The organism is Sulfitobacter sp. 1A12056 (assembly GCF_043558125.1).
GTDB lineage: Bacteria > Pseudomonadota > Alphaproteobacteria > Rhodobacterales > Rhodobacteraceae > Sulfitobacter > Sulfitobacter faviae.
Genome location: NZ_JBIFFY010000001.1, coordinates 451,014 through 466,546 on the forward strand (window position 1 = coordinate 451,014; position 15,533 = coordinate 466,546).

A 15,533-nucleotide genomic window follows, 5' to 3' on the forward strand; every position below is an offset into this window, starting at 1 on the left:
AAGGAGGCCGGTCTTTTTTGTTTACGCGGCGCGGCTGGCGCGCCCTTCGGCAAAGCGGCAGAGGTCGCGTAGGGCCGCCTCGAACGCGCTGTCTTCGATCGTCATGGCCACGCGGACATGGCCCGCCGCCGCCGCACCGAAACTTTCACCCGGCATCACCGCAATATGCTGGTCTTCCAGCAGGGCATCGGCAAATTCGCTGCCGCTGAGGCCCGTGGCGCGGATATCCAGCATCAGATACATAGCCCCTTGCGAGGGCACTGAACGCACCACGTTTTGAGTGCTCAAGACCCGTTGCGCCAGCGCGCGGCGGCGGGCGAAGGGGGCGCTGATTTCCACTTCGAAAGCGGGACCTTGGGCGAGGGCATAGTCGCTCGCGTCCTGAATAAAGCCCGGCACGCCGTAGTTGGTATGGGTGGCAAGGTCGATCAGGTCGGCGATGATGTCTTCAGGCCCGATGATCCAGCCACAGCGGCTGCCGGTCATCGCGTGCGATTTCGACATGGAGCCGATGACCAGCGTTCGCTCCGCCATACCGGGCAGGGCGCGGGGGCTGAGATGTGCACCCTCCCAAATCTGCGTGTCATAGACCTCATCCGAGACGAGCCAAAGGTCGTGATCTTGGCAAACCTGCGCGATCTCTTCCAAGGTTTTGCGGCCATAGATCACGCCGGTCGGGTTGTTGGGCGTGTTGATCAACAGCGCTTTTGCGCCCTCGGCGGCTGCCGCCAGATCCGCCCTGCGGGGCAAGAACCCCTGATCGGCCCGCGCTTCGACCGACACGGCCCGTGCCCCGGCAGCACGCAGGGTGCCGGGGTAGGTGGCATAATAGGGGTCGATGTAAAGCGCCGCATCGCCGGGGTCGCAGACCGCCATGAACGCCGCGAATAGCCCCGCTTGCCCGCCCGGGGTGACCACCACATTGTCGCGCGTCGTCGGCACGCCGGTCCGCTCTTCGGCGCGTTTTGCAATCCGGTCGCGCAGGGCATCGGTGCCCGGCACGGCGGCATAGCCGGTATGGCCACCGAGGGCGCTGCGGTGCATCTCTTGCAGGATCGGGGCGGCGGTGCGGATGTCATGCTCGCCGATGGTAAGCTCGGTCACCGGCACCCCCGCCGCGATCATCGCGCGCGATTTGTGAAACACTTCCCAGCCGTCGGACCCTCCGGCCAGAACCCCTTTGATGCGCGATGATCTATCCATGATGCCTCCGAAATTTTCCGCACAAGGGGGCAGAGCCTTGGGGCTTTGTCAATCCGCGCAGGCAAGGCGGAAGGCAGGGTTGCATAAAACTTAACCGGACAAGGGGCTTGGCGCAGGGCGGCGCGCTTGCTACAACCCGGTCATGAACACCGCAACGCTCATTATTTGCTGCATTACCCGCTGAGACATCCTCGCGGGCCGCTGTTCACGTCATTCCCATTCTGACAAAACTATGCCAAGCCCGCGTCACACCCGCGCAAGGACGCCTGCCCATGACCCGTGACCTGACGATCAAGCTGCACAATACCGCCACCCGGAAGAAAGAGGATTTCACCCCGATCGATGCGCAGAATGTGCGGATGTATGTCTGCGGCCCCACCGTCTATGACCGGGCGCATCTTGGCAACGCACGGCCCGTGATCGTTTTCGATGTGCTCTACCGCTTGCTGCGCCATGTCTATGGGCCGCAGCATGTGACTTACGTGCGCAATTTCACCGACGTGGATGACAAGATCAACGCCCGCGCCGCTGAGAGCGGGCGCAGCATTGGAGAGATCACCGCCGAGACGACGCAGTGGTATCTGGATGACATGGCCGCCGTGGGCGCCTTGGAGCCCGATCACATGCCGCGTGCCACGCAGTATATCCCCCAAATGGTCGCGATGATCCGCGGGCTGATGGATGAGGGCTATGCCTATGAGGCCGAGGGCCATGTGCTGTTCCGGGTGCGCAAATATGCCGAATATGGCGCGCTTTCGGGCCGGTCGGTCGACGATATGATCGCAGGCGCACGGGTCGAGGTGGCGCCTTATAAAGAAGACCCGATGGATTTCGTGCTCTGGAAGCCTTCGGACGAAGACACCCCCGGCTGGGATTCCCCATGGGGTGAGGGGCGTCCGGGCTGGCATATCGAATGTTCCGCCATGGCGCATGACCTGTTGGGGGAGCGTTTCGACATCCACGGCGGCGGTATCGACTTGCAATTCCCGCATCATGAGAATGAGATCGCCCAGTCGAAATGCGCGGGCCACGGGTTCGCCAATTACTGGCTGCACAATGAGATGTTGCAGGTCGAGGGCAAGAAGATGTCCAAGTCCCTGGGCAACTTCTTTACGGTCCGTGATTTGCTGGACCAAGGCGTGCCGGGGGAGGTCATCCGTTTCGTGATGCTCTCGACCCATTACCGCAAGCCGATGGACTGGACCGAGAAGAAGCGTGAGGAAGCTGAGAAGACCCTGCGCAAATGGTACCTTCAGGCGGCAGAGGCCGAGGCCGCGACGCCCGGGCCTGAACTGGTGGCGCTTTTGGCCGATGATCTTAACACCCACGGCGCTTTGACCGAATGCCACCGTCTTTCCAACGCGGGCGATACGGCGGGCCTGCGCGGGGCGCTGTCGCTTTTGGGGCTGCTGGACGATCTGATCCCCGAATGGGCCGCGGTTCAGGCGCTGGATCTGACCGATATCGAAGCCTTCCTCAGCGATGCCCGCGCCACTGCGATGGAGACCAAGGATTTCGCCGAGGTGGACCGGATCAAGAAAGCGCTGACCTCGGTCGGGATCGAGGTGCAGATGAGCAAGGATGGGGTGAAGCTGACGCCGCCGCCGGGCTTTGATCGGAGCCAGTTGGAGGGGTTGTTGTGACCATAGCCCCAACCGCCCCCCGGCGCGCATGCGCCATGCCCGACCTCCCCCCCGGGAGGGCACATCACAACATCCGCCACGCGCGCTGTGATCAGAAAGTGTCAAAGCGCCGGTTGTTCTATTCGGCAGGGCCCTCCCGAGGTAGGGCATGGCGCCTTCGCACCTCTGCTGAGGTTCGTGGCAGGAGGGCTACGTCATGACCCGCGCGCGTCTCAGCCTCTACGACACCACCCTGCGCGACGGGCAACAAACCCAAGGCGTGCAGTTCTCCACCGATGAGAAACGTCAAATCGCCAGCGCGCTCGACGCGCTTGGCGTGGATTACATCGAAGGCGGCTGGCCCGGCGCCAACCCGACCGACAGCGCCTTTTTCGACGCCGCCCCGCCGACGCGGGCAAGGCTCACCGCCTTTGGCATGACCAAACGCGCGGGCATGTCGGCTGAGAATGACGACGTGCTGGCCGCCGTGCTCAACGCAGGCACCAAATCCGTCTGCATCGTCGGCAAGACCCACGACTTCCACGTCAAAACCGCCCTCGGCATCACGCTGGCCGAGAACACCGACAACATCGCCAAATCCGTCGCCCATCTCGTCGCCCAAGGGCGCGAGGCGCTCTTCGACGCCGAGCATTTCTTTGACGGCTACAAGGCAAATTCCGACTACGCGCTGGAAGCAATCCGCGCGGCCTATGCCGCGGGCGCGCGTTGGATCGTCCTTTGCGACACCAATGGCGGCACGCTGCCCGATGAGGTTGCCCGCATCACCCACGCCGTGATCGCGGCGGGCATTCCGGGAGATCATCTGGGCATTCACACCCACGACGACACCGAAAACGCCGTGGCCTGCACGCTGGCCGCCGTTGACGCGGGCGCGCGGCAGATCCAAGGCACGCTCAACGGGCTGGGGGAGCGTTGTGGCAACGCCAACCTCACCACCCTGATCCCGATCCTGCTGCTGAAAGAACCCTATGCCAGCCGCTATGAGATCGGGGTGAGCCCTGAGGCGCTGCGCGGGCTTACACGCACCAGCCGCATGTTGGATGAGATCCTCAACCGCGTGCCGATGAAACAGGCGGGCTTCGTCGGGTCTTCGGCCTTTGCGCATAAGGCGGGGCTGCATGCCAGTGCCATCGCCAAAGACCCCAGCACCTATGAGCATATCGACCCCGCACTGGTCGGCAATACGCGCGTCATTCCGATGTCGAACCAAGCCGGACAATCCAACCTGCGCAAACGGCTGAGCGATGCGGGCCTCTCGGTCGCCAAGGGCGACCCGGCGCTTGGCCGGATCTTGGAGGTGGTCAAGGACCGCGAGGCGCAGGGCTATGCCTATGACACCGCGCAGGCGAGCTTTGAGCTGCTGGCCCGCGACGTGATGGGCCAGTTGCCGCATCTGTTCGAGGTCGAGCGCTACCGCGTCACCGTCGAACGCCGCCGCAATGCCGAAGGCCGGATGGTCAGCCTCTCCGAAGCGGTCGTGGTCATTGATGTGGACGGGGAAAAACGGCTCTCGGTCTCGGAATCGCTGGACGAGGATGGCGCGGACCGTGGCCCGGTCAACGCGCTGTCCAAGGCGCTGGCCAAGGACTTGGGCAAATACAGCAGCCTTCTGGAGGACATGCGTCTGGTTGACTTCAAGGTGCGCATCACCCAAGGCGGCACCGAAGCCACCACCCGCGTCATCATCGACAGCGAAGACGGGCAGGGACGGCGCTGGTCCACCGTGGGCGTCAGCGCCAACATACTCGACGCCTCATTCGAAGCGCTGCTTGATGCGATACGTTGGAAATTGATCCGGGACCGCGCCCAATGACAGATGATATGACCGCCTTTTTCACCCTGCACCGCGATCTGCCGCGCGAAGGGCCGGGGGAACCTGCGGATGTGAGCTGGGCCGTGGATCAGGTCGATCTGCCCGCGCGGGCCGAGATTGCCGATGTGGCCTGCGGCCCCGGCAGCGACATCGGCGCCCTGCGCGCGGCGATCCCGCAGGGCCATGTGACGGCCCTCGATCAAACTGCACATTTCGTCGACACCGCGCGGGGCCGTTTCGTGGCCGATGGCAATGTCACCCTGCTGCGCGCCGATATGGCCGCCATCGCCAATGAATATGATCTTATTTGGTGCGCCGGTGCGGTCTACTTTCTTGGCGTGACCGAGGCGCTGACCCGTTGGCGCAAATCGCTGCGTGCGGGCGGGGTGGTGGCATTCTCCGAACCCTGCTGGCTGACGGATAGCCCGTCGGAAGAGGCCCGCGCGCAATGGGCCGACTACCCCGCGATGAGCGACGCAGACGGCATTGCCGAGCGGGTCCGCGCGGCGGGCTATGAGGTCGTGGCGACCCGTGTCCTGTCGGATGAGGCTTGGGAGAATTACTACACCCCCCTGGAGGCACGGATCGAAAAGCTGCGCCCCGGTGCGGATGATGATCTGGCCCAAGTGCTCGACGCCGCCGAGGCGGAGATCGCCTGTTGGCGCGCGCATCGGGATGAGTTCGGCTATCTTCTGACGGTGGCACGCCCCACATGACCTTTGACGCCGATCTGAACGCCTGCGCCGCCATGGTAGAGCGCGCCGACCCTTGGCGCTTTCGCGCCGCCATGGCCGCCCCCGTCGAGACGCGCAAGCTGCTCTTCCCGCTCTATGCCTTTAACGTCGAGGTGGCCCGCGCCCCATGGGTCACCCAAGAGACGATGATCGCCGAGATGCGGCTGCAATGGTGGCGCGACGCGCTGGAGGAGATCGCCAAGGACGGCCCGGTGCGGCGGCATGAGGTGACCACGCCGCTGGCCCGTGCGATTGCGCCAGAGGATGCCGAACTGCTCGATGAACTCGTCGCCGCGCGGCGGTGGGACATCTACAAAGACCCTTTCGAGGATGCCGCGCATTTCGAGCGCTATATTGAGCAAACTGCAGGCCATCTGATGTGGGTCGCCGCCCGCCGCCTTGGGGCGACGGATGAAGCAGTGGTGCGGGATGCGGCCTACGCCACTGGCATCGCCGCATGGCTCTGCGCCATTCCGAATTTGGAAGAGGCGGGCCGCGTGCCGCTGCTGGATGGTACGGCGGAGGGTGTCTCGGCCCTTGCCAAGGGGGCGCTCGAGCGGCTGAAATCGGCGCGGGCCAATCGGGGGAAGGTCCCCAAGGCGGCGCGCGCGGCGCTGCTGCCTGCCGCCCATGCGGGGCCGGTCTTGCGGGTCGCGGTGGATGCGCCGGAAAAGGTCTCGCAAGCCGCACTGCCTGACCCGCGCCGCCACTTCGCGTTGCGGGCCATGGCGTCGCGCTGGTAGGCGCTTAGCTTGGCTGCGCCTCTTTGCGGCTGCGCAGCACCAGCCAGATCAGCGATCCGCCCGCAAGCACCAAGAAGGGCACCATGGCAAGGTTCACCGCCGCCCAGCCTTCCTGCGCCGTGCCGCCCGAACAGTTCATCAGCCCGCCCGAGGCCAGCGAGGCCACCGTCACGCCGCCGAACACCAGCAGGTCGTTCAGGCCCTGCATCCGCCCGCGCTCATGCGGCTCATGCGCGCCCGCCAGCATGGTGGTGGCCCCGATAAAGCCGAAGTTCCAGCCCAGCCCCAAAAGGATCAGCGCGACAAAGAAGTTGCCCAGTTCCACACCTTGCAAAGCCACCACCCCGGCGGCGGCAAGGATCGCAATGCCAAGGCCCATGATCCGCTCAACCCCGAAACGGTTGATCAGATGGCCAGTAAAGAACGAAGGCGCGAACATCGCCAGCACATGGCCGGTGACCACATAGCCCGCGCTGTCTTGGCTATAGCCGCAGCCGACGACCGCCAGCGGGGTCGAGGTCATCACGAGGTTCATCAACGCATAGGAGACCATGGCGCAGATCACCGCGACGGCGATGCGCGGCGTGGTCAGCAGTTCCCACCGGCTGCGGCCCTTGGGCGCGTCATGGGCCGGGATCGGCGGTTTCGGAATGTCGATGAAGAGAAACAGCAGCGCCCCGATGAGGTTCACCGCCACCACGGCCATATAGGTGCCAAGGAAGGGCACCACGAGGCTCATCGACGTGGCCGTGGCAAGCTGCGGCCCGATGATGGCCGAGACAAGACCGCCCGCCATGACATAGGAGATCGCCTTGGGCCGAAAATCATCCGAGGCGGTATCGGCGGCGGCGAAACGGTAGAAACCCTGCGCCGACATATAGATGCCCGTCAGAAGCGACCCCAGCAGGAAAACCGGAAAGGAGGCGAGATAAAGCCCGTAGGCCGCGACCGCGCCGCCCAAGGCACCGCCCGCGGCCCCCAGAAAGAACCCCGCCCGGCGGCCATAGCGCTGCATGATGGCCGAGACCGGCGTGGCCGAAAGCATGGAGCCCAGAACGATCATCGAGATCGGCAGGGTGGCAAGACAGACATTCGTCGCAAGCGACTGCCCGGCAAGACCTCCGACAAGGAAAATCATCGGCATCTGCGCCCCGAGAAAGGCCTGTGCTGCCACCAGCACCGCTACGTTGCGCCGCGCGCGTCTGTCGTCGATCATGTCTGAATTCCTCACTTCCCGCCAAGGGGTAGCCCTGCCCTTGGGTAAGGGCAAGCCCGGCAGCGGTTTTTGCGCCGCCGATCCCGCTTGCGCCCGGCGGCAAGCTCGCCGATGATCGCGCCGATGACCGCCGCCGTTCGCCCTTCGCTGACCCTTCTTTTGCTCGCTGGCACCGCCGAAGCGCGGCAGCTTGCCCGCGCCTTGACGCAGGCCGGGCACCGGGTCACCGCTTGGCTGACGGAGCCGCCGCGCGGCAACAATCCGATGCCGGTGGCCTATGAGATGCGCGATGCCGGGGATGCCGCGGCGCTGCGGCGCGATATGGCGGGCTTTGATGCGGTGCTCGACCTCAGCCACGGGTTCGATGCGGGGCTGAGCCACGCAGGCTATGCCGCCGCCACGTCTCTGGGCAAACCTTTCGTCAGCTTTTCGCGCCCCCTCTGGCCCTTGGACAACCCGCTGCTGCAATCGTTGCCGGATGTCGCGGCCGCCGCCCGTACCGTGCCGCCCGCTGCCCGCGTCTTTGCAGCGACTGGTTGGGCCAGCCTGCCAACCTTCCAACCGTTCAAGGGCGCGCGCCTCATGCTACGACAGACGAGCCGCCATGAACGCGCCGCGCCCTATGACTTTGTCGATCTGATCTTTGGCGAGCCGCCGTTCACCATGGAGAGTGAAACGGCATTGTTCCGCGACCTCGGCGTCGACCTGCTGATTTGCCGCAACCTCGGCGGGCAGGCCAGCCGCCCGAAAGTCGACGCTGCCCTGTCGCTCGGCCTGCCGGTGATCCTGATCGACAGACCGCCACTGCCAAAGGGCGCGCCTTGTCTGAGCGATCTCGACGCGATGCTGGATTGGGTGGCACGACTGTGAGCCTCGCGCCCCCGATCACCTGCGACGCCGATGTGGCCGAGGGCGCGGCATGGCTGGCCGAACGGGAGCCGCGTTTTGCCATGGCGCTGAGCAAAACCGGACCGCTGCCGCTGCGCCTGCGCCCGCCCGGTTTCGCGGGGCTGCTCGACATTATCGTGGGGCAGCAGGTGAGCGTGGCCTCGGCCCGGGCGATCTATGCGCGGCTGGTTGCGGCGGGGTTGGATCAGCCGGAGAACGTCCTGCGCGCCGGAGACGACGGCCTGCGCGCTGCGGGGCTGAGCCGCCCCAAGGCGCGCTATGTGCTGGCCTTGGCGGAACGTGATTTCGATTTCGACGCGCTGCACGGGCTGCCCGATGACGAAGCCATCGCCGCGCTGGTCGACATGCCGGGGATCGGGCCGTGGACGGCGCAGATCTATGTGATGTTCTGCCTTGGCCGCCGCGATATCTTTCCCAGCGGCGACCTGGCACTGCAAGAGGCGGCGCGGGGGCTCTTTGATCTGCCCGTCCGTCCCAGCCCGAAAGACCTCTCCGCCATGGCCGCCGCATGGTCACCTTGGCGGTCGGTTGCGGCGCGGCTGCTCTTTGCCTACTACCGGGTGTTGAAACAAAAGGAAGGATTGTCATGACACGGGTTTTGAACGCGGAGCGCCGCGAGCCGGTCTCTGGCACCACACGGTCGGTGGTGGTGTTCCTGCATGGCTATGGCGCGAATGGCGCTGACTTGCTGGGCCTTGCCGATCCGCTGAGCGAGCATTTGCCCGACACGCTTTTCGTCGCTCCCGACGCGCCCGAGGCCTGCGCCGGTGCGCCGATGGGCTATCAGTGGTTCCCGATCCCATGGATCGACGGATCATCCGAAGAGGAATCGATGCGCGGGATGATGAGCGCGGTCGAAGACCTCGACGCCTTCCTCGACGCGCTGATGGTCGACGAAGACGTGTTGCCCGAACAGGTCGTGCTCTTCGGCTTTTCCCAAGGCACGATGATGTCGCTGCATGTGGCCCCACGGCGCGAAGATGCGGTGGCGGGGATCGTGGCCTTCTCGGGGCGTCTGCTCAACCCCGAAGCGCTGGCCGAAGAGGCGCAGGTCAAACCGCCGGTGCTGCTGGTCCATGGCGATGCCGATGACGTGGTGCCGCCGCAATCCCTGCCGCAGGCCGCCGAAGCGCTGCAAGAAGCAGGGTGGCAAGACGTTTACGCCCATGTGATGAAGGGCACGGGCCATGGCATCGCGCCCGATGGGCTGAGCGTGGCGCTCGCCTTCATGCGCGACAAACTGGGGCTTTAACTCTTCATCTCGTCCCAGAGCCAGGGTTCGGCGAACTCGACCGAATTACCCGCGGGGTCGCGCACATAGAGCGAGCGCGCCCCGTTGGGCCAATCAAAACTGGTGTCGATCTCGACCCCGGCGGCCAGCAGCCGCGTCTCCATCGTGGCGATCTCATCGCGTTTCATTGCAAAACAGACATGCCCCGGGCCGCGCGCCCCATGGGGCGGCACAGGCATTTTCGGATTGCCGGGCGGCTGCGCCGTGGCGGTCGGGTTAAAGACCAGCAAAACCGAAGGGCCGAGCGCGAAGAACATATGCCGACCCGGCACCTCCTGAAACAGTTTCAGTCCCAGAATGTCGCGGTAAAACCCCCGCGCCGCGTCCAGATCATCGGCATAGACGGCGGCTTCGAGCAGGGATTGCGGCGCGGGCGCATCGGGCAGGGGGCTTTTCGACATGCCACAAGGTTAACAAACTCTGCCCATCTGTCACGCCTCTGTCGTAATCTTTGGGCAAAACCGGCGACATCTAGTGGTTCACCTTTGTCTTGCCAGAGAGAAACCGCGAGATATAGTGACTAAAACGGGCAGAGGACGCGACCAGATGGACGGCGATTTCAGGACCGAATTTACCCGCCACCCGGCGGCGCTCAAACACCACCCCGCGCTGGTGCTCAACGCGGACTACCGACCTTTATCCTATTACCCGCTGTCGCTCTGGCCATGGCAGGAAGCCGTAAAGGCCAAATGGCTCGACCGGGTCGAGATCGTCGCCGAATATGACGAGGTGGTGCGCAGCCCCTCTACGGTGATCAGGATCCCCTCGGTTGTCGTCCTAAAAGACTATGTCAAACCTCAAAAGCGCGTGGCCTTCACGCGCTTTAATTTATTTCTAAGGGATGAATTCCGCTGCCAATACTGCGGCGCGAAGGGCGATCTGACCTTTGACCATGTGGTACCGCGCGCCGCCGGTGGGGTGACCAGTTGGCAAAACGTGGTCGCCGCCTGTAGCCCTTGCAACCTGCGCAAAGGCTCGCGGCCCCTGCACCGCACGGGGCTTGCCCTGCGCAAACCGCCGCGGCAACCCGCCGCCGAAGAGCTGCGCAACATGGGCCGCAAATTCCCGCCCGGCCATCTGCATGAAAGCTGGATGGATTTTCTCTATTGGGATGCCGAACTGGAGGCCTGACCTCAGATATCCAGCTCAACCCAGATGGGCACGTGATCCGACGGCTTATCGCGCCCGCGCACGTCGCGGTCGATCTGGCAGTCGCGCAGCCGGTCCGCCACGGTGGGCGATAGCAGGAAATGGTCAATGCGGATGCCGTTGTTGCGGTTCCACGCACCGGCCTGATAATCCCAGAAGGAGTAATGTCCCGGCCCTTGGGTGCGCGCCCGGAAAGCGTCTGTAAGGCCAAGGTTCACCAGCCGCCGCCATGCGGCGCGGGACTCGGGCCGGAAGAGGGCATCTTCGCGCCAGCTGTCGGGTTTGGCAGCATCCTCGGCCTGCGGGATGATGTTGTAATCCCCCGCCATGAGGAACGGCGTTTCCTCGGCCAGAAGCGCTTCGGCACGGGCTTGCAGCCGCGCCATCCATGCGAGTTTATAGTCATATTTCGGCCCCGGCGCCGGGTTGCCATTGGGCAGGTAGAGCCCGCAAACCCGCAGCGCCATATCGTCGCCCACCACCGTTGCTTCGATCCAGCGGGCCTGATCATCGGCATCATCGCCCGGCAGGCCGCGGGTCACATCCTCAAGCGGGAGTTTCGACAGGATCGCCACGCCGTTAAAGGACTTTTGCCCGTGGGTTTCGACGTTATAGCCGCGCTCTTCGAGCATTTCGCGGGGGAAAGCCTCATCCACTGACTTGATCTCTTGCAGCACGACAACGTCCGGCTGCGCCTCGTCTAGCCAATCGGGAAGGGCCGCCGCGCGGGCCTTGATACCGTTGATGTTGAAACTCGCGATCTTCATATCCGGCCCTCTTTCGACGTCCGACTGCTATCGCGCAATTGGCGTCGCGGAGCAAGGGGAAGGCTTGCGCGCTTAAGGTGATTCTCGGGTCAGATTTCTTGCTATTATAGAAAGTCCGCGAGGCGGTTGCCCGTATTGTCTCGATCCTGCCCTGTGGGCGGCATTTCTTTTTCTCCACAGGGCGCAAGATAATTTGAGGAGTAAGGCGAAACTGTGGCGCGACCTTAATGTGGATAAGTGGTTCAGTACAATGCGTTAGCCGAAAAATGCTTGGATCAACACGCTTAACGTGCGTCAGTCGAAGAACTACATCTTTAAATTGCAAAGCCCTTTGAAAGGACCTCATGATGACCGCTATTTTTGCACGCGACTTTGCCCCAGTAACAGCCCCGCAGACAGAGGACAATCCCATGGCGTTTGGCGCCGGTGTTGGCCTTTTCACCACCGGCCTCAACCGTGGGGGCGGTGACATGTTGTTGGGCGAAGGGGTCGAGATGTTCACCACTGGGCTACAGCAGGACGGCAGCAGCATCACGCAAGGCGGCGGGGTCGGCCTGTTCACCACTGGCCTCGCCCCGGCTGAGGTGCTGCCCTTCAGCGGCTGAAGCCCTTTCAAGCGGGCGGCTTTGTCGCCCGCCGTTCCCCCTGTCGGAGGCCATGCGATGACCAATGTTGTTCTGCTCAGATCTGACGAAAGCCAAGACCAGGCCATTCAAAGGGCCCGGCTGATCCAAGCCTTCGCAGAAGGGCGTCACGCGCAGGGGGATGTTTTTTGGCTGAAGGAAAACGCCGAACTGCTCGGGGCGCTGGCGAGCACGGGGGCCACGCTCGACACCGCGGCGCTTCAGCCGCTCGCGGCCTTCCATCAGGGCTGCCGGAACCTGCTGCGCGATTTTCCTCAGTATTACCGTTTCATCCTGTCGATTTGTCTCGATCTCGAAGACCTCGGTTTGCCTCGGCACTACGGCGCGGCCCTTTGCGCCAAGGTTGCGCGGGCAGGGCTGGAGGGGGCGGAGCTGTCGGATCTGCAACGGGCCGAGGCACGCCGTCTGCTGCGCCGTCGGGGTGTGGGGCCGCGGGTGGAGGACGGGGCGCTCGGTCAACGGTTGCGCGATTTTATCGCCCGCAGTGCCACCTTCGCCATGCCCAATCGCAAGGCGGCCTATGAGTTGACCCATATCGTTTTTTACCTGTCAAACTATGGCCGCCGGCTCCCGGACCTGCCGGAGGCCGCGCTGAAAAGCCTGCATTTCACGGGGCTGCTGGCTTTTCTCGATCAGGATATGGACCTGCTGGCCGAGGTCTGCGCCGCGCTGCGTTTTGCCGGGCAGGCCCCAAGCCCGTTGTGGGAGGATGTTATTGCCGCCCGCCACCGTGCCATGCGGGTCTACACCGACGAAGGCGCGACTTTGCAGGACGATTACCACGAATGGCTTGTCACCGGCTGGGCCATGCAGATTGCGGGCCGCCCGATGCGATCCACCGATATCCCAAAAGGCGCATTGCGTTTTCACAAAAGCCGAAAGGGGGCAGGGGCCCTGCGCCCGCTGGCGGCTTGCCTCAACGACATGGGCGCAAACCGCCGGGCCGACTGGGGGCAGATGCGCCCGCATGTGCTGTCGTATCTTTGCCCGGAGAGCCACGCGACCCTGCTGCGCGCCGAACGCGCCGGGCCTTATTTCGAAGAGTTCTTCGAGGGGTTCGCCCGGGCGCGCGTTTAAACGCGCCCGACAGACCTACATCGAAAAGGACGTGCCGCAGCCGCAGGCCGCCGTCGCATTGGGGTTCTCGATGGTGAAGCGCGCGCCGATCAACTCTTCGGTGAAATCGATCACGGCGTCGGCCAAAAACGGCAGGGAGACGCTATCGACCACCACCTTCTGACCGCTGCCTTCGAGAATGAGGTCATCTTCGGCGGGCTCGTCCAGCGCGATGTCGTATTGAAAGCCCGAGCAGCCGCCGCCTTCGACAGCGATGCGCAGGGCCTTGCCTTCGTCTGCGGCCCCGATCTCGGCGAGGCGTTCAAAGGCGCGGGGGGTGACTTTGGGGGGCAGGTTCATCTGCGGGCTCCGATGCATCGGTTTTCTTTCGCGTTCCTCTAACATATAGAAAGCACAAGGACAGGTCACAAGGACCGCGAGAGAGGACCAGCCGCGATGCGCGCAGAATTCGCCTCTGATCCGGACACCGCCAAGGGACGGTTGGTGCCGGAAGAGGAAAGCACTTTTCGCTCCTGTTATCAGCGGGATCGGGACCGGATCATTCATGCCTCTGCCTTTCGGCGGCTGAAGCACAAGACGCAGGTCTTTGTGGAGCATGAGGGCGACTATTTCCGCACCCGTCTGACCCATTCGATTGAGGTGGCGCAGGTCGCGCGGACCATCGCAGGCGCGCTGCGTCTGAATGGCGAGCTGACCGAGGCGGTGGCGCTGGCCCATGATCTGGGCCACACGCCCTTTGGCCACACCGGCGAAGATGCGCTGCACAGGCTGATGGAACCCTACGGCGGCTTCGATCACAACGCGCAGGCGATCAAGATCGTCACCACGCTGGAGCGGCACTATGCCGAATTCGATGGGCTGAACCTGACGTGGGACACGCTGGAAGGCATCGCGAAACACAACGGGCCGGTGACGGGCGAGGTGCCCCATGCGCTGGCCGATTACGACGCGCGGCACGATCTGGAACTGCACACCCATGCCAGCGCCGAGGCGCAGGTCGCCGCGCTGTCCGATGATATCGCCTATAACAACCACGATCTGCACGACGGTCTGCGCGCAGGGCTGTTTACCGAAAGTGAGATCGCCGAACTGCCCATGGTCGGCCCCGCCTATGCCGAGGTTGACCGGCTCTACCCCGAGACCGACAGCTACCGCCGCCGTCATGAGGCGCTGCGGCGGGTCTTTGGGGTGATGGTCGGCGATGTGATTGAAACCTCGGCCAAACTGCTGAAAGACTCAGGGGCGAAATCCCCTGACGCCATCCGAAATCTGGGCCGCCCGGTGATCCGTTTCTCAGATCCCGTCTGGCAAGACCTGCGCGAGATCCGCAAGTTTCTCTTCACGCGCATGTATCGCGCCCCCTCGGTGATGGAGAATCGCGAGAAGGTGACCAAGGTGGTCGAGGACCTGTTCCCGCTGTTCCTGTCACAGCCCAACCTCTTGCCGCGCCATTGGGCGGCGGCGATCGAGGCGGCAGAGGATGAAACCGCGCTGGCGCGGATGGTGTCTGATTACATTGCGGGCATGACCGACCGTTTCGCCCTGCAAGAACACGCGCGTCTCTTCGACAGCGACCTGCGCAGCTTCCGCTAGTCTTCGCGGCATGGTAGTCTTCTTTTGATGATCCATAGGTGACATGACATGATACAAACCCCCGTTCTGCCGGAAAGTCTGGCCGGTGACGCGACCTTCGCGATCCTCTCGGCGGGGCAAGCGCCGGGGCCTACGGTGGCCAAACGCGCGGCGGATCTGGGGGCGGAGGTCGTGGCGATGGACCGCGATCCCGCGGTGCTGGCGCGGTTGATGAGCCAATCGGCCGAGCGTGTCGAAGGGCTGGCACTAGCAGGCGATCTCGTCTCACGCTTTGAACCGCTGCACCGCAACTGGGGCGGCACGCCGCTGCATATGGTGCTGAACCTGATGCCGCTTGAACCCGACGATTGCGCCAAGGGCATGGATGCTCAGATCCGCGGGCTTTCGGCCATGGTGCGCGCCTTGGGCCGTGGCCTCGTGGCCGGGCGGGGCTCTGTGGTGACCGTTTTGCCCCGACCAAGCCAGCCCTTGGCGCTGGCGGGGCACGGGATGATCGGCGCGGTCGAGGCGGCCAATGCCGCGCTCGACAAGGTCTTTGGCGCGCGGGGGGTGCATTTCCACCTGATCACTGTGCCCGAGGGGCAGGCCGAATTGGCCACGGACACCGCGCTGTACCTTGGGTCTGAGGCTGGCCGACGGCTCCGAAGTGGGCGTTTTGACCTCGGCTAACCAGACCGGCTCAAACGCCACTCCCCAACTTGGGCCGCGACGGCCCGACGCTTGATTGACTGCACCCCCGCACATGATAAAC

17 protein-coding genes are annotated in these 15,533 nt (G+C 64.1%); 12 read left to right on the forward strand and 5 right to left on the reverse strand.

The window, feature by feature from the left end; translation table 11 throughout:
* Positions 1-21: 21 nt before the first annotated feature.
* Positions 22-1,203: a pyridoxal phosphate-dependent aminotransferase gene (locus ACGYLD_RS02180; protein ID WP_394400908.1), complete on the reverse strand. Its 1,182-nt coding sequence runs from the start codon at positions 1,201-1,203 to the stop codon at positions 22-24.
* A gap of 272 nt (positions 1,204-1,475) precedes the next feature.
* On the opposite strand from ACGYLD_RS02180, the gene cysS reads away from it, so the two are divergent.
* The 4 genes from cysS (at position 1,476) to ACGYLD_RS02200 (ending at position 6,136) form a co-directional block, all read left to right on the forward strand.
* Positions 1,476-2,846: a cysteine--tRNA ligase gene (cysS, locus tag ACGYLD_RS02185; RefSeq protein WP_394400911.1), complete on the forward strand. Its 1,371-nt coding sequence runs from the start codon at positions 1,476-1,478 to the stop codon at positions 2,844-2,846.
* Positions 2,847-3,042: 196 nt separating this feature from the next.
* Entirely contained in the window at positions 3,043-4,659 is a 1,617-nt protein-coding gene (cimA, locus tag ACGYLD_RS02190) for a citramalate synthase (RefSeq protein WP_394400914.1), read from the forward strand.
* Positions 4,656-5,375: a class I SAM-dependent methyltransferase gene (locus ACGYLD_RS02195; RefSeq protein WP_394400917.1), complete on the forward strand. Its 720-nt coding sequence runs from the start codon at positions 4,656-4,658 to the stop codon at positions 5,373-5,375. The genes cimA and ACGYLD_RS02195 overlap by 4 nt, the downstream gene beginning before the upstream one ends.
* Positions 5,372-6,136, forward strand: coding sequence for a squalene/phytoene synthase family protein (locus ACGYLD_RS02200; protein WP_394400920.1), 765 nt, complete (start codon positions 5,372-5,374; stop codon positions 6,134-6,136). The genes ACGYLD_RS02195 and ACGYLD_RS02200 overlap by 4 nt, the downstream gene beginning before the upstream one ends.
* 4 nt (positions 6,137-6,140) lie before the next feature.
* On the opposite strand, the gene ACGYLD_RS02205 is transcribed toward ACGYLD_RS02200, so the two are convergent.
* Complete coding sequence (locus ACGYLD_RS02205) at positions 6,141-7,352, reverse strand: MFS transporter (protein WP_394400923.1); 1,212 nt, start codon at positions 7,350-7,352, stop codon at positions 6,141-6,143.
* Between the two features lie 123 nt (positions 7,353-7,475).
* On the opposite strand from ACGYLD_RS02205, the gene ACGYLD_RS02210 reads away from it, so the two are divergent.
* From ACGYLD_RS02210 to ACGYLD_RS02220, 3 genes are read left to right on the forward strand one after another with little or no spacing between them, the layout of a single operon-like run.
* Positions 7,476-8,222: a precorrin-6A/cobalt-precorrin-6A reductase gene (locus ACGYLD_RS02210; RefSeq protein ID WP_271691418.1), complete on the forward strand. Its 747-nt coding sequence runs from the start codon at positions 7,476-7,478 to the stop codon at positions 8,220-8,222.
* Positions 8,219-8,851 carry a DNA-3-methyladenine glycosylase gene (locus ACGYLD_RS02215; RefSeq protein WP_271691417.1) on the forward strand — a complete coding sequence of 211 codons (633 nt, stop codon included), beginning with the start codon at positions 8,219-8,221 and terminating at the stop codon, positions 8,849-8,851. The genes ACGYLD_RS02210 and ACGYLD_RS02215 overlap by 4 nt, the downstream gene beginning before the upstream one ends.
* Positions 8,848-9,513, forward strand: coding sequence for an alpha/beta hydrolase (locus ACGYLD_RS02220; RefSeq protein ID WP_271691416.1), 666 nt, complete (start codon positions 8,848-8,850; stop codon positions 9,511-9,513). Before ACGYLD_RS02215 ends, ACGYLD_RS02220 begins: the two co-directional genes overlap by 4 nt.
* On the opposite strand, the gene ACGYLD_RS02225 is transcribed toward ACGYLD_RS02220, so the two are convergent.
* Complete coding sequence (locus ACGYLD_RS02225) at positions 9,510-9,953, reverse strand: VOC family protein (protein ID WP_271691415.1); 444 nt, start codon at positions 9,951-9,953, stop codon at positions 9,510-9,512. The two genes, ACGYLD_RS02220 and ACGYLD_RS02225, sit on opposite strands and share 4 nt — an antisense overlap.
* 145 nt (positions 9,954-10,098) lie before the next feature.
* Here ACGYLD_RS02225 and ACGYLD_RS02230 point away from each other — a divergent pair, with 145 nt between their 5' ends.
* The gene (locus ACGYLD_RS02230; protein ID WP_067265843.1) at positions 10,099-10,683 is read left to right on the forward strand and encodes an HNH endonuclease; all 585 of its coding nucleotides are present in this window, start codon (positions 10,099-10,101) and stop codon (positions 10,681-10,683) included.
* A gap of 2 nt (positions 10,684-10,685) precedes the next feature.
* Here the strand turns inward: ACGYLD_RS02230 and xth are convergent, their stop codons facing one another.
* Positions 10,686-11,468 (reverse strand): exodeoxyribonuclease III, encoded by a 783-nt coding sequence (gene xth, locus ACGYLD_RS02235; RefSeq protein WP_271691414.1) that lies wholly within the window; start codon positions 11,466-11,468, stop codon positions 10,686-10,688.
* 347 nt (positions 11,469-11,815) lie between these two features.
* On the opposite strand from xth, the gene ACGYLD_RS02240 reads away from it, so the two are divergent.
* Positions 11,816-12,073 (forward strand): DUF6749 family protein, encoded by a 258-nt coding sequence (locus tag ACGYLD_RS02240; RefSeq protein ID WP_271691413.1) that lies wholly within the window; start codon positions 11,816-11,818, stop codon positions 12,071-12,073.
* 57 nt (positions 12,074-12,130) lie between these two features.
* Entirely contained in the window at positions 12,131-13,189 is a 1,059-nt protein-coding gene (locus ACGYLD_RS02245) for a DUF6902 family protein (protein ID WP_271691412.1), read from the forward strand.
* 15 nt (positions 13,190-13,204) lie between these two features.
* Here the strand turns inward: ACGYLD_RS02245 and ACGYLD_RS02250 are convergent, their stop codons facing one another.
* Positions 13,205-13,528, reverse strand: a complete 324-nt coding sequence (locus tag ACGYLD_RS02250; RefSeq protein ID WP_209217699.1) for an iron-sulfur cluster assembly accessory protein — start codon at positions 13,526-13,528, stop codon at positions 13,205-13,207.
* A 96-nt stretch (positions 13,529-13,624) separates the two neighbouring features.
* On the opposite strand from ACGYLD_RS02250, the gene ACGYLD_RS02255 reads away from it, so the two are divergent.
* On the forward strand, positions 13,625-14,782 hold the full coding sequence (locus ACGYLD_RS02255; RefSeq protein ID WP_271691411.1) for a deoxyguanosinetriphosphate triphosphohydrolase: 1,158 nt from the start codon (positions 13,625-13,627) through the stop codon (positions 14,780-14,782).
* A 48-nt stretch (positions 14,783-14,830) separates the two neighbouring features.
* Entirely contained in the window at positions 14,831-15,451 is a 621-nt protein-coding gene (locus ACGYLD_RS02260) for a hypothetical protein (protein WP_271691410.1), read from the forward strand.
* The last annotated feature ends 82 nt before the right edge of the window (positions 15,452-15,533 follow it).